This window comes from Sphaerisporangium sp. NBC_01403 (assembly GCF_045040145.1).
Lineage (GTDB): Bacteria > Actinomycetota > Actinomycetes > Streptosporangiales > Streptosporangiaceae > Sphaerisporangium > Sphaerisporangium viridialbum.
In genome coordinates, this window is record NZ_CP109534.1 from 4,903,762 (window position 1) to 4,917,332 (window position 13,571).

Here is a 13,571-nt window from a genome sequence, read left to right on the forward strand (position 1 = left end):
CCGCGAGGAGGGCGGCCTCGGGGGGCCGCCGTCCCGCGCGGGCTCCGGGTGCGCTAGGCGCCGGCCGCGACCACGGGGAGGGCGGTGCCGGCCTTGGGGCCCGACTCCTCGATCTTGTACTCCTGGACGGAGTCGGCGAGCTGGACGGCGAGCTCCTCGGCGTCCAGGCGCTTCTCGATCTGCCGCAGGTCGGCGATGCGGGCGTGGGTCTCGACCCTGCGCGGGGTGAGCAGGGTGCAGCAGTCCTCGTCGGGAAGCTCGGAGATCTCCAGGGTGCCGATGCGGCGGGCCTCTGCCATGATCTCGGACTTGTCCATGCCGATGAGGGGCCGCAGGATCGGCAGGCTCACGGCGTCGTCGAGCGCGGTGATGTTCTGCAGGGTCTGCGAGGAGACCTGGCCGAGCGAGTCGCCGGTGACGAGCACGGCCCGCCGCAGGCGGTGGGCGACCTCCTCGGCGGTCTTGAGCATGAGGCGGCGCTGGGCGACCACCTGGAGGCGGTCGGCGCCCGAGGACTTCAGCGACTGCTGCGCCTTGCCGAACGGCACCACGAACAGCCGTGCCCGCACCTGGAACTTGCTCAGCGCGCGCACCAGGGCGTACGCCTTGTAGATCGACTCGGACGTGGTGAACGGGATGCCGGAGAAGTGCAGGAAGTCGACCTGGAGGCCCCTGCGGAGCATGCGGTAGGCGGCGACGGGCGAGTCGATGCCGCCCGACATCAGCACGAGGCCGCGCCCGCTGGTGCCGACGGGGAGGCCGCCCTGGCCCGGCAGGCCGTCGGTGAAGACGAACACCTCGTCCCTGTCGACCTCGATGTGCACGGTGAGCTCGGGGTTCTTCAGGCGGACCGGCAGGCCGTACTTGTCGTTGATCTCGCCGCCGACCATGCGGTCGAGCTCGTTGGAGCGGAGGGGGAACCGCTTGTCGCGGCGGCGCGAGCGCACCGCGAACGTCGCCTTGCGCTCGACCTCGGGACGCCCGGCGACCAGCTCCAGCGCCGCCGCGGTGACGGCGTCTGGGTTCTTGGCGACCCGCCAGGCGCGGTGGATCCACACCAGGCCCATCACGTCGGTGAGCCGCGCGGCGATGGCGTCGGCGGTCTCCACGCCGGTGCCCTCGGGGAGCAGGATCGCGATGACACCGTGGCGCTGGCGGACGTCGACCTTCACGCCCGTGCTCTTCAGCGCGGACTTGATGTTCATCTGCAGCTGCCGCTCGAACAGCTCGCGGTTCTTGCCCTTGAGGACGACCTCACCCAGCTTGAGCAGGACGCAGGGCTCGCCCAGAGCTGACGGGGGCGCGACGGACATGGGGTTGCCTCCGGGCGGTGGATGGGAGTCGGAGCCGGGCCGCGTGCCGCGCGGAAGGTCGTTCCTGCGCAGGGCACCCTTCAATTTATCCCGGATGACGGGGTCCCGGACCCCTCACACCGGATCGGCCCCTCTCCGCGCCCCACCCCGGCCGGCCCGTACGTGCTCCAGGGCCGGTGCACCGCCCCCCGGCCGCCACGGGCCCGGGGGTGGTGCGGAGGAGGCGGGGACGATCAGCCGAAGAAGACCTCGGCCTCCTCGTAACGCGACGGGGGCACGGTCTTGAGCTCGGAGGTCGCGGCGTCCAGGCCCACCCGGACGATGTCGGTGCCGCGCAGCGCGACCATCTTGCCGAAGTCGCCGTCGTGGGCGGCGTCGATGGCCTGCAGGCCGAAGCGGGTGGCGAGCACCCGGTCGAACGCGCTCGGGGTGCCACCGCGCTGGACGTGGCCGAGCACGGTGGTGCGGGCCTCCTTGCCGGTGCGCTTCTCGATCTCGTGGGCGAGCAGCTCGCCGATGCCGCCGAGGCGGACGTGGCCGAACGCGTCGAGCTCGCCGGCCTGGAGCGCCATCTGGCCCTCGATCGGGTGCGCGCCCTCGGCGACCACGATGATCGGCGAGTAGCGGGTCTTGAAGCGGCTCTCGACGTACTCGCAGACCTTGTCGATGTCGAAGGGCTTCTCCGGGATCAGGATGACGTTGGCGCCACCGGCCATGCCGGCGTGTAGCGCGATCCAGCCGGCGTGACGTCCCATGACCTCGCAGATCAGCGCGCGGTGGTGCGACTCGGCCGTGGTGTGCAGGCGGTCGATCGCCTCGGTCGCGATGTTGACGGCCGTGTCGAAGCCGAAGGTGTAGTCGGTCGCGTTGAGGTCGTTGTCGATCGTCTTCGGCACGCCGACGACGTTGACGCCGAGGTCGAACAGCTGCTTGGCCACGCCGAGCGTGTCCTCGCCGCCGATGGCGATCAGCGCGTCGACCCCGCCCTCGGCGAGGTTCTTCTTGATGCGGTCGACGCCGCCCTCGATCTTGATGGGGTTCGTCCGCGAGGAGCCCAGGATCGTGCCGCCGCGCGGCAGGATGCCCCGCACCGTCTGGATCTCCAGCGGCATCGTCTCGCCCTCCAGAGGGCCGCGCCAGCCGTCGCGGAACCCCACGAACTCGTGGCCGTAGACGCCGATGCCCTTGCGGACGACGGCACGGATGACGGCGTTGAGCCCGGGGCAGTCGCCGCCCCCTGTAAGCACTCCGATACGCATGGCGGGTTCCTCCCGATGGGGTACACAGTCAGACTATGTTGAGCTCCGCGGCCGCCAGAATGCTTTCGCGCATCCCCGGCGCGGCCACCAACGCAGAGCATTGTGCCCCAGCGGCCAACATTGGTCTAGACCAAGTGGTGAGAGCGGGGTCTACACCGCCACGGCCAGCACGCACGAGGGACTGCCGACCTTGAACGTCTCCCCCGTGGGCGTGGGCACTCCGTCGTTGATCTGGAGCGTCGCGACGGCGTCCGAGCGCTGGTTGGCGACGTACATGTGGTCGCCCGCGACAGCGAAGTGGCGGGGCCACAGCCCGCCCGAGCCGACCTCGGCCACCCGGGACGGCACGGCGCCCTCCAGGTCCCGCATGCCGAAGACGGCGATGGTGTCGGGGCCCCGGTTGGCGACGTAGAGGTGGCGGCCGTCCGCCGACATCTCGATGTGGGAGACGTGGTTCGGGCCGCTGGACTCGCTGGCCGGCACGCGCCCGACCTCGCGCCACTCGGCGTCGTAGACCGTGATCATTCCGTCGAGCTCTCCCGCGACGTACCAGCGGCCGTCGTGGCGCACCATGTGGCGCGGGCCGCTGCCGGGCGCCAGCCGCGCCGGGCCCTCGGGGTGCAGGTCGGGCTCGGTGCCGAGGAGGTAGCGGCGGACCTCGTCGGTGCCGAGGTCGGTGACGTGGAGCGCCCGTCCGGGGCCGAAGACCGCCTGGTGCGCGTGCGGCTCGGCCTGCCGGGAGGGGTCGGGCCCGTGGCCCTGGTGCGGGAAGATCCTCGGACGCCCGTCGAACAGGCCAGAGCTGCCGAGGCGGTACATCGCGAGCGTGCCGTCGCCGTAGTTGGCCACCGCGAGCCAGGAGCCGGTGGGGTCGACGGCCAGGTGGCAGGGGTAGGACCCGCCGCTCGCCGCGTCGGCGAGCAGGCCCGGCCCGTACGGGTCGGCGGAGTAGGCGGCGACGCCGCCCTCCTCGCGCTCCAGCACCGCGTACAGCACGGGAAGCCGGGGGTGCAGGGCGAGGAAGGACGGGCCCGGCGCGGCGGTCTCGGCCAGCGCCTTGAGGACGCCGCCCTCCTCCCGCCGGACCACGGTCAGCCCGGCACCCGACCCGCCGGTCTCAGGTGTGTATCCGCCGATGTAGAGCACGTCGTACCCCGAAGTCATGTGATCGACAATAGCGCCATGGACCTGTTGCGATCTTGAAGGGGGCACGCCACGACCCTTCTCCACGGTCCCGATTTTGTGCCAGGAGCCCGGGGGGCACAAGTCGCGTCCACGGTCTGGATCCCCGGGCGCGTACATGCTTGACTGAGGCAACGAATCAGTTGATCGGAGCAACGATGGATGAGCTCATCACCGGGGTCCGCGCCTTCAACCGCTTCTACACGCGCGTCATCGGCGTGCTCGGGGCCGGGATGCACGACACCGCGTACTCCCTCACGGAGGCCAGGGTCCTGTTCGAGCTGGACAAAAGGGACGAGACGGAGACCGGCGAGCTGCGGCGGCTGCTCGGCCTGGACGGCGGGTACCTCAGCCGGATGCTCGCCCGTTTCGAGGCGGACGGGCTGGTCACGCGGGAGCGCTCGGCGGCGGACGCCCGGCGCCAGGTCGTCCGGCTCAGCGAGCCGGGCCGGGCCGTCTACTCGACGCTCGACGAGGCCTCGGCCGCCGCGGTGCGCGACATGCTCTCACCGCTCGGCGAGGAGGACCGCCGCCGCCTGCTCTCGGCCATGACGACCATCCGGCAGGTCCTCGGCGAGGCCCCGAAGCCCGAGCCGTACGTCATCCGCCCGCCGCGCCCCGGCGACCTCGGCTGGGTGGTGCACCGGCACGGGGTGCTGTACGCCGAGGAGTACGGGTGGGACGAGACCTTCGAGGCGACGACCGCCCGCATCGTCGCCGACTACGTGCGGGGCCACGACCCCAAGCGCGAGGCGGGCTGGATCGCCGAGGTCCGCGGCGAGCCCGCCGGGTCGGTCTTCTGCGTCAGGAAGGACGACCGCACGGCCCAGCTCCGGCTGCTGCTGGTCGAGCCGTCCACCCGGGGCATGGGAGTCGGCGGCCGGCTCGTCGAGGAGTGCCTCGCCTTCGCCCGCAGGGCCGGGTACGAGCGGATCATCCTGGTCACGGTCGACGTGCTGGTGGCCGCGCGGCGCATCTACGAGCGGGCGGGGTTCCGGCTCGACGAGCAGCACACCGAGCGCGACTGGGGCACCGAGCTCACGATGCAGACCTGGTCCCGCGACCTCTGAGCCCCAGAGCCTGACCCTGAGCACCCCGGTGGGAAAGACCGGGCAAAGCGCGGGTCTCGCCCTTTCGCGGCGCGCCCGGGACCGGCCCGGCGTCTGGCACCATCCGAGCGAGCCCCATACCAGCACGGGACCAGCACGGCACTGACAGCGCATGGGCACCGGACCGGCCCTGCGGGCAGGGGGCGCAGAGCCCGCCGCCCGGCCATGGGAGCCCGCCGAATGACCTCGATGATCGTTTCAGCGCCGCCCGCTCCGGCGATCAGGACGCGCAAGGCCCTGGTCTTCCTCGATCGCGAGAGCGGGCCCGCCCCGGCCGGCGGAGCCGACCGCAGGCTGGTCCACGCCCTCACCGCCCAGGGGTACGCGGTCGAGACCGCGGACGGCGACGCGGGCGACCACCGTCGCGTCGGCGCCTTCCTGGACGCCGTCGAGCCCGGCGACCTGCTCCTCGTGCGCTGGTCCACCGAGTCGGGGTGGGGGCGGCGGGAGTTCGGCGCGCTGATGGGCGAGTTCGCCCGCCGGGTCGAACGGTCGGACGGCGCGGCGCTGCTGCTGGTCGTCGACTTCGGGTGGCTGGTGACGGCGAACCCCGACCGGCCCCACGAGACCCTCGGCCGCCTGCGGGTCAAGGGTGAGCCCGTGGCGGCCGCCGCCGCGCTCACCACCAGCGCGACCATGCCGGGGGAACGGCCCGGCCGCGCGGTGTCCCTCACCGGGATCCTGGCCGACGGCATCCTGTCGGGCGAGGCGGATTTCGACCGCGACGGCACCGTCTCGGTCGGCGACCTGTACCGGTACGCGGAGGAGCGGTGCGCGGAGCTCGGCGCCGACCGCCGGCCCTACCTGCTCACCTACGGCGAGGGCGAGCTGATCGGCGTCGCGTCCGCGCGGCGGTCCGTGCGCGATCTGGGCACCGCCTTCGGGACGGCGCTCGCCCGCCTCGCCGTCGCGGGCGACGCCGTGCCGCCCGTCTCGGCGGCGGAGCTGGTGAGCAGGATCTACGAGGTCCACCTCGGCGAGGACGCCAGGCGGTTGCTGCGCCGCGCGACCCTGCTGGCCGAGAACGAGCCGCTCACGCCCGAGGTCGCGGAGCTGCTCGTCGAGGGCACCTCCTCGGGGGAGGCGCCGCGGGAGCTGGCCGCGTGGGGCCTGCTCGGGCGGGACGGGCCGTTCGCCGACCCCGCGATCCGCCGGGCCGTCGCCGGGCGGCTGGACCCCGATGAACTCTCGCAGGTCTCCGGCGTGCTGCGCCGGTGGCGTGCCGCCCGCCGCACCGTGCGGCCCCGCACCCGGCTGACCGGCGACCGGTGGACCATCCGGGACCGGCTCGGCCACCGGGTCCACGCCGAGGCGATCGCGGCGTTCGTCCGCCATCCCGACACGCGGCCCCCGCTGACCATCGGCGTCAAGGGGCCGTGGGGCGCGGGCAAGACCTCGCTGATGCGCATGGTGCAGGACCTGCTGGACCCCGGCGCCGCCGAGGACCGGCCCGCCGAGATCCACCTCAACCGGCTGCGCGGGACGTCGCAGGAGGTGACCAACGCGGAGGTGCTCGCGCGCTCCAAGGTGCCCGAGGAGGGCTGCGCGGAGTACGCGGTGCCCGGCGAGCTGCCGCTGCGGCACGCCGACTGGCGGCCGACCGTCTGGTTCAACCCCTGGATGTACCAGAGCGGCGAGCAGGTCTGGGCGGGGCTCGCCCACGAGATCATCAGCCAGGTCACCTGCCGCCTGCCCCGCAGCGAGCGCGAACGCTTCTGGCTGACGCTCAACCTGTCGCGGATCGACAGGGACGCGGTGCGCAGGCGGGCCTACCGGCTGGCCGCGACGCGCCTGCTGCCGGTGGCCCTGGCCTTCTGCGCCACCCTGCTGTTCTGCGCCGCCGCGCTGGCCGCCGGGGCCGTGGTGCCCGCGCTGGGCTCCCTGCTGCGCGGCACGGCGGCGGCCGTGGGGTCGGGAGGCTCGCTGGTCCTGCTGGCCGCGGCGGCCGTACGGCTGGCGCGGTTCCTCGGGGAGTCGGCGGACACGGCGTTCCGCAAGCTGGTCCGCCAGCCGGACCTGCTGGGCGTGTCCCCCGAGCTGGCCAAGGAGCTGACGCCCGATCCGGGGTACCGGTCCAGGACCGGCTTCCTGCACCTGGTGCAGACGGACATGCGCAGCGTGCTCGGCATGGTGGCCACCGAGGAGCGGCCCCTGGTGGTGTTCGTGGACGACCTCGACAGGTGCTCGCCGGGTACGGTCGCGCAGGTCATCGAGGCCGTGAACCTGTTCCTCGCCGGGGAGTTCCCCAACTGCGTGTTCGTGCTGGCCATGGAGCCCGAGGTGGTGGCGGCGCACGTCGAGGTGGCCTACCAGGACCTCGCCCGCACGCTGCCGGCGGCCACGGAGGAGCGGTCGGGTCTCGGGTGGCGGTTCCTGGAGAAGATCGTGCAACTGCCGCTCAGCGTGCCGATGCTGGACGACGGCGAGCGGGTTCCCGCCTTCCTCCGCACCCTGCTGGACGTCCCGGCCGAGCCGTACGGGGGGCGGGCGGGCGCGCGGGACGGCGGCGAGGGGCCCCGGGGGCCCGCCACGTCCCCGCAGCCGGACGCGGTGCTGGTCGACCGCCTGGAGGCGGCGATCAGGGCGCAGGGCCCGACGGCCGGCGACCTCGACGCGGTGGCGCGCAGGGTTCAGGAGACGATGCTCCCCGCGTGCGGCCTGGCGGTGGGCGCGGACCCGCCGGTGGCCGCCGCGCCGGGGCGGGCCTTCGACGACGCCATCGGCGGGCTGTCGGCCGCCGCGCGGCTCGCCGCCGACCGCGTCTACGACGAGCTCTACAGCGACCAGAACGCGTACGCCGCCATCGAGCGGGCCCTTCCCGCGCTCACGCTGAGCAATCCGAGGGAGCTGAAGAGGTACGTCAACGTGTTCAGGTTCTACTCCTTCGTCACCTACAGGCGGGCCATGGCGGGTGCGCCACGGGCCACCGACGAAGAGGTGGCGAAGCTGGCGGTGCTGACGATCCGCTGGCCGCACCTGCTCTCGCTCCTGGCACGCGACGCCGAGGGGGCGGGGCACGGGTGGCCGGACGACCCGCTACGGCGGGAACCGCGGCGCGGGGCCGGTCAGACGGTGCTCGACCGGCTGGAGCGGGCGGCGGGCCGCGCGGGAGAGGACGAGTGGGCGGTCGCCCTCACCGAGGCGGGGCTGCTGCGCGACGCGAAGGCCGGGACGGCCCGCTGGGACGCGCTGCGCGCCCTGCTGTCCGCCCGGCCCTCGATCGCCTACCTCGCACGCGACCTGCTCTGAAGCCCCAGGTCGCTCAGCGCTGCGCCTGGATCATCCAGTGCTGCTTCTCCAGGTCCTGGGTGATCTCGATGAGGAGGTCCTGCGTGACCGGATCGGCCTCTTCGGTGGTGTTCACCCGTTCGCGCATGCGCGCGATGACCGTGCCGAGGATGTCGGTGAACGCCGCGACGACCTTCCCGTCGTCGATGTAGCCCGCGTCGAGCCCGTGTATCTGGGAGTCGCGGGCGACCGTCGCCGCACGCCCGTCGGGGTTGACCCCGAGGGCCACCGCGCGCTCCGCCGCGTCGTCGGCGCGGCTCCGGGCGATGCCGACGATCTCGTCCAGCTGCAGGTGCAGCGACCGGAAGTTGCGCCCGATCAGGTTCCAGTGGGCCTGCTTGCCCACCAGTGAGAGGTCGAGCAGGTCGATCAGGGCGCCCTGGAGGGCCTCACCGGTGATCTTTTGATTGTCGCCTGTCAGAGGGCTGGTGATCTGGGCCATGAAGATTCTCCCCCTCAAGAGTCCGTTTATGGCATTCGTACGTAGAACGCCGTAACCGGTCTGAATCGTCCTAAACATTGACACTGTAATGATTGCAGTGTCAGTATTGAAGCATGAGTGACACCTGGACCATCGGCGAGCTGGCGGAGCGGGCGGCGAGCACGCTGCGCCCCTCACCGCAGCGGCCCAACGGCCGGGTCCGCGACGTTCCCAACGAGCGGCTCATCCGGTGGTACACGACGATCGGCCTGCTCGACCCGCCGCTGACCCGCCGGGGCAGGATCGCGCTGTACGGCAGGCGCCATCTCCTCCAGCTGATCGCGGTCAAGCGCCGGCAGGCCGACGGGCGTTCCATCGCCGACATCCAGGCCGAGCTGGCGGGCGCCACCGACTCGACGCTCGAAGCCATCGCCCAGATCCCCGCCACGGCCGGGCCCGCGCCCTATGACGGCGGCCCCGGGGGCTCACCCCGGGCCGACCTCGACGGGAGGCCTGCGGCCCGCCCGCGCTTCTGGGCGCAGCGCCCGGCGGCCGAGGCCGCGCCGATGGCCGCCGTGCCCGCCAGCCCGCCCGGCGTCCAGCCCGGCCTCGACGGGGACGCCCATTCCGCCGGGGTCGTGCACGGCGTACGGCTCGCGCCGGGGGTCACGCTGCTGCTCGAAGGCCGGGCGGCCGGGCCCGGCGACGTCGCCGCGATCCAGGAGGCCGCCGCGCCCCTGCTCGCCGTGCTCCGCGACCGGGGCCTGTCCGGCTCCGCCGTCGTCCACCCGATCCACCCCGACCTCGCCCGATCCCCGTCCGAAGGGATGCAAACATGACTGTTCAGATCACCGCGTTGAAGCCCGGTGAGTACACCCCGCTGCCCGACGCGGGGCTGGGCGCGCTGCGGACCGGCAAGGGCAACCTCCCGCTGGAGAGCGTCGAGGTGGACGCGCGCATCACCGCCCTCACCTGCGGCGTGGAGGTCACCCAGGGGTTCGGCAACCCGTTCGACGTCCCGCTGGAGGCCACCTACGTCTTCCCGCTCCCCGACCGGGCGGCCGTGACCGCCTTCCGCATGGAGGCGGACGGCCGGGTGGTGGAGGGCGTCCTGAAGGAGCGCGGCCAGGCCCGGCAGGACTACGACCAGGCCGTCTCCGAGGGGCGGCGGGCCGCCATCGCCGAGGAGGAGCGCCCGGACGTCTTCACCATGCGGGTCGGCAACATCCTCCCCGGCGAGCTGGTGACGGTCCGGCTGACGCTCAGCCAGCCGCTGCCGTACGAGGACGGCGCCGCGACCTTCCGCTTCCCGCTCGTCGTGGCCCCCCGCTACATCCCGGGCACCCCGCTCGACGACCGCTCCGCGGGGGACGGGGTGGTCCCCGACACCGACGCCGTGCCCGACGCCTCGCGCATCACTCCCCCGGTGCTGCTCCCCGGCTTCCCCAACCCGGTGCGGCTGTCGCTCACGGCCCGGGTCGACCCGGGTGGGCTCGACCTGCGCGAGATGCGGTCCAGCCTGCACGTGGTCACCCAGGAGGAGGGCGTCGTGCGCCTCCAGCCGGGCGAGCGGCTCGACCGCGACTTCGTCCTGCGCCTGGACTTCACCGCCTCGGGCTCGCTCACGCTCGTACCCGACCGCGAGACGGACGGCGGGGACGCCGCCGACGGCGACGGCACCTTCACCCTCACCGTGCTGCCCCCCGAGCCGGACGGGCAAGCGGCGCGGCGGCCGAGGGACGTCGCGCTGCTCCTCGACCGCTCCGGCAGCATGACCGGGTGGAAGATGGTCGCAGCCCGGCGCGCGGCGGCGCGCATCGTCGACACGCTGACCTCGGCCGACCGGTTCGCGGTGCTGTCGTTCGACAGCGTCGTGGAGCGCCCCGACCGGCTCGACGCCGGGCTCGTCCCCGCGACTGACCGCAACCGCTACCGCGCGGTCGAGCACCTCGCCCGGCTGGAGGCCCGGGGCGGCACCGAGATCCTCGACCCCATGGAGCAGGCGCTCGGCCTGCTGGACGACTCCACCAGGGAGCGGGTGCTCGTCCTGGTCACCGATGGCCAGGTGGGCAACGAGGACCAGATCCTCGAACGCCTCGGCGCCCGGCTGGCGGCCGTGCGCGTCCACACCGTGGGCATCGACCGGGCCGTCAACGCCGGCTTCCTCGGCAGGCTCGCGGGCCTCGGCTCGGGCCGCTGCGAGCTGGTGGAGTCCGAGGACCGCCTGGACGAGGCGATGGAGCACATCCACCGCAGGATCGGCTCCCCGCTGGTCACCGGCCTGTCGCTCAAGCCCGACGGGCTCGACGTGCTTCCGGGCACCGTGACCCACCTCGGCTCGCTCTACTCCGGCGTGCCCCTGACCGTGTCGGGGAGGTTCCGCGGCCCGGCCCGCGGGTCGGTGACCGTGCACGGCCTCGCCGCGGACGGGCAGCCCTGGGAGCGCCGCCTGGAGGGGACGCCGGCCGAGGGGGACGCCGCCAGGGCCGTCTGGGCGCGGGCGCACCTGCGCCGCCTGGAGGACCGCTACGCGACCGGCGAGCACGGCCTGGAGCGGGAGATCGTCGAGACCTCGCTCAGGCACGGGGTGCTGTGCCGGTTCACCGCCTTCGTGGCCGTGGACACGCGCGTCGTCGCCGAGGGCGGGCCGGCGCACCGGGTCATCCAGCCCGTGGAGATGCCGAGCGGCTGGGAGATGCCCTCCCCGATCACCGGCTCCCCGATGATCGCGGCCGCCCCCGTCGCGTTCACCTCGGACGCCGCACCGGCGATCTTCAGTCTCAGCGCGCACGAGAGCGGGCCCGTCGCGGCCGGCGGGGGCGTGCCCGGCGCTCCGGGGGCGTTCCCGGCCCGGGCGAGCGCTCCCCGCGGCCGCCTGTTCGCGGCGAGCCCGAAGATGGCCCCGCCCGCGCCGCCGGTCCCCCACTCGCCCGACGCGGTACGGCCGCAGCTGGTGGAGGAGCTCGCGCGACTGCGCGAGCGGGAGTCGCTTCCCGCGCCCGAGCGGCGGCTCTACCTGGCCGACCTCGGCAGCCGCCTGGCCGCCCTCGCGGCGTACGTCGGCGGCGGCGACAACGAGCTGGCGGTCCTGGCCCGCGAGCTGTCGGCGTGCGAGACGCCGGGCGCGGACGTGGACGCCCTGTGGGCTCACGCGATCAAGTTGCTCGTCGAGCTGACCGGCGGTACGGCGGGCCCGGGAGAGGCCCCGAAGCCCGGCCGCCGGCCGTCGTTCTGGAAGCGTTCGTAGCGCGCCGGGGCCCGGGGACCATCGCCCCGGGCCCCGCTCCGCCGGGCCACCTCGGCGATCGTGCCGGCCGCCTGCGAACTACGGCCGGGCTCATTTCCGGGATGTTAACGAAGCTATTGACGAGCCGTCGTAAAGTGGTGATACTTCTCCCCGGAGAGCGCTCTCTCACATTAGTCTCGACCGATCCGCTACCCCGGCACGCACCGGTGATCGATGGCCGGTGCGCTCACCTCCCTCGTCCCTGTCTCGGCGGACAGCAGGCAACACCACCTGGACCCGGGACCGCCGTCGTTCGCCGATCGGTCTTCCAGCAAGGGAGAGACGATGTTAGGCAAGCGCACAAGCGGCGGCGCGGGCAAGCGCCTGTTGCTGCGTCTCAAGGCCAGTGGCTCCGCCATGGCACTGGTGCTCGGCACGGCCGGCGTCGCGGCCATCGGCGCCGTCACCGTTCCCGGCACCGCCAACGCGGCCGCCCCGGCTCCCCCGCCGGGCTTCACGCTGACCTGGAGCGATGAGTTCAACGGCGCCGCCGGAACCGGCGTGAACACCGGGAACTGGAAGTACGACACGGGCCCCGGAAGCAACTTCGGCACCGGCGAGATCGAGACCATGACCAACAGCACGGCGAACGTCTTCCACGACGGCGCCGGGCACCTGGTGCTCAGGGCCCTGCACTCGGGCACGGCCCCGCGCACGGGCTGGACGTCCGGCCGCATCGAGACGCAGGCGGCGACCTTCGGGGCGCCCCCCGGCGGCGTCGTGCGGATGGAGTCGGTGATCCAGCAGCCCAACGTGACCACCGCGAACGGCGCCGGCTACTGGCCGGCCTTCTGGATGCTCGGCGCCGACCTGCGCGCCGGGGTCCCGTGGCCGACCAGCGGTGAGATCGACATCCTGGAGGACATCAACGGCCGCAGCTCGGTCTTCGGCACGCTGCACTGCGGCACCAACCCCGGCGGCGTGTGCAACGAGTCGACCGGCCTCGGCAGCGGCGAGCGCGCGTGCCCGGGCTGCCAGACCGGCTACCACAACTACGCCGTGGAGATCGACCGCTCGACCAGCCCCGAGCAGATCCGCTGGTACCTCGACGGGAACAACTACTTCACCCTTCCGGCGAGCCGCGTGGACGCCGCCACCTGGACCAAGGCGGTCGACCACCCGTTCTTCATCATCTACGACCTGGCGATGGGCGGCGGGTTCCCCGACGCCTTCGGCGGCGGCCCCAACGCCTCCACCATCTCCGGCGGGCAGATGAACATCGACTACGTCGCCGTGTACAACAAGGCCCCCGGCAACGGCGGTGGCGGGACGAACATCGCGCAGGGCAAGCCGACGACGGCGTCCTCCACGGAGAACGCCGGCACCGGTGCGGCGAACGCGACCGACGGCAACGCCGGCACCCGCTGGTCGAGCGCCTTCAGCGACCCCCAGTGGGTGCGGGTGGACCTCGGCCGGTCGTACAACATCAACCACGTGAAGCTGACCTGGGAGGCCGCCTACGGCAAGGCGTACCAGATCCAGACCTCGCAGGACGGCAACACCTGGACGAACATCTACTCCACCACCACCGGTGACGGCGGCACCGACGACCTGGCGGTGACCGGCACCGGCCGGTACATCAGGATGTACGGCACCCAGCGCGCCACCCAGTACGGCTACTCCCTGTGGGAGTTCGCCGTCAACGGCACCTAGTAATCCTCTCCGGTAGCAGCCGCCGCGTGCGCTGGGAAAGGCGCGCGGCGGCACCGGATT

General features: G+C 73.1%; 9 protein-coding genes. 5 read left to right on the plus strand and 4 right to left on the minus strand.

Translation table 11 applies throughout. The annotated features are described in order from the left end of the window. Window positions 1-53 precede the first annotated feature (53 nt). From thiI to OG589_RS22090, 3 genes are all read right to left on the minus strand, one after another. Window positions 54-1,313: a tRNA uracil 4-sulfurtransferase ThiI gene (gene thiI, locus OG589_RS22080; protein ID WP_405151850.1), complete on the minus strand. Its 1,260-nt coding sequence runs from the start codon at window positions 1,311-1,313 to the stop codon at window positions 54-56. A gap of 233 nt (window positions 1,314-1,546) precedes the next feature. Continuing rightward, window positions 1,547-2,572 carry a 6-phosphofructokinase gene (locus OG589_RS22085; RefSeq protein ID WP_405151851.1) on the minus strand — a complete coding sequence of 342 codons (1,026 nt, stop codon included), beginning with the start codon at window positions 2,570-2,572 and terminating at the stop codon, window positions 1,547-1,549. Between the two features lie 150 nt (window positions 2,573-2,722). Continuing rightward, the gene (locus OG589_RS22090; protein WP_405151852.1) at window positions 2,723-3,736 is read right to left on the minus strand and encodes a lactonase family protein; all 1,014 of its coding nucleotides are present in this window, start codon (window positions 3,734-3,736) and stop codon (window positions 2,723-2,725) included. Window positions 3,737-3,912: 176 nt separating this feature from the next. Here OG589_RS22090 and OG589_RS22095 point away from each other — a divergent pair, with 176 nt between their 5' ends. Both OG589_RS22095 and OG589_RS22100 read left to right on the plus strand, forming a co-directional pair. Then, complete coding sequence (locus tag OG589_RS22095; protein WP_405151853.1) at window positions 3,913-4,824, plus strand: GNAT family N-acetyltransferase; 912 nt, start codon at window positions 3,913-3,915, stop codon at window positions 4,822-4,824. Between the two features lie 228 nt (window positions 4,825-5,052). Beyond that, on the plus strand, window positions 5,053-8,112 hold the full coding sequence (locus OG589_RS22100) for a P-loop NTPase fold protein (RefSeq protein ID WP_405151854.1): 3,060 nt from the start codon (window positions 5,053-5,055) through the stop codon (window positions 8,110-8,112). A 13-nt stretch (window positions 8,113-8,125) separates the two neighbouring features. Here OG589_RS22100 and OG589_RS22105 read toward each other — a convergent pair whose 3' ends face one another. Next, complete coding sequence (locus OG589_RS22105) at window positions 8,126-8,593, minus strand: Dps family protein (protein ID WP_405151855.1); 468 nt, start codon at window positions 8,591-8,593, stop codon at window positions 8,126-8,128. 113 nt (window positions 8,594-8,706) lie between these two features. Here OG589_RS22105 and OG589_RS22110 point away from each other — a divergent pair, with 113 nt between their 5' ends. From OG589_RS22110 to OG589_RS22120, 3 genes are all read left to right on the plus strand, one after another. Continuing rightward, complete coding sequence (locus OG589_RS22110; protein WP_405151856.1) at window positions 8,707-9,411, plus strand: MerR family transcriptional regulator; 705 nt, start codon at window positions 8,707-8,709, stop codon at window positions 9,409-9,411. Continuing rightward, window positions 9,408-11,819: a VIT domain-containing protein gene (locus OG589_RS22115; RefSeq protein ID WP_405151857.1), complete on the plus strand. Its 2,412-nt coding sequence runs from the start codon at window positions 9,408-9,410 to the stop codon at window positions 11,817-11,819. Before OG589_RS22110 ends, OG589_RS22115 begins: the two co-directional genes overlap by 4 nt. A gap of 324 nt (window positions 11,820-12,143) precedes the next feature. Continuing rightward, complete coding sequence (locus OG589_RS22120) at window positions 12,144-13,511, plus strand: discoidin domain-containing protein (RefSeq protein WP_405151858.1); 1,368 nt, start codon at window positions 12,144-12,146, stop codon at window positions 13,509-13,511. Window positions 13,512-13,571 lie beyond the last annotated feature (60 nt).